This window comes from Ochrobactrum sp. SFR4 (assembly GCF_019730395.1).
Classification (GTDB): Bacteria; Pseudomonadota; Alphaproteobacteria; order Rhizobiales; family Rhizobiaceae; genus Pseudochrobactrum.
Window position 1 is genome coordinate 1 of the sequence record NZ_JAAPBB010000337.1, and the last position, 373, is coordinate 373.

The window sequence follows — 373 nt, forward strand, 5'->3', positions numbered from 1 at the left end:
TTGAGCCTTCAGTCAGCGGCAGTTCCTGCAAAACTTCCAATGGCTCGACCCGTTTCACCGATCGTCCGACAAGGCTTGGCGCTGCTGCAATCAGCGTGCGGGTATAGTCATCTTTCGGATTCGAAAATATCTCGTGAACTTCGCCCCGTTCAATCTCGCGCCCCTTTTGCATCACCAGCACATGATCCGCCATTTCGGCCACCACACCCATGTCATGGGTAATGAACAAAATGGCTGTGCCTGTTTCACGCTGCAATTCACGTAATAAATCCAGAATTTGCGCCTGAACGGTCACGTCCAGAGCCGTTGTCGGCTCGTCAGCAATAATCAGTTTCGGATTGCAGGCCAGTGCCATGGCAATCATAACACGCTG

Annotated in this window: 1 protein-coding gene; it reads right to left on the bottom strand. The window is 52.3% G+C overall.

Annotation, left to right across the window (positions count from 1 at the left end; genetic code table 11):
- Positions 1-373: AAA family ATPase (locus tag HBA93_RS19255; RefSeq protein ID WP_502910144.1), on the bottom strand; the 373-nt coding region annotated here is incomplete at both ends.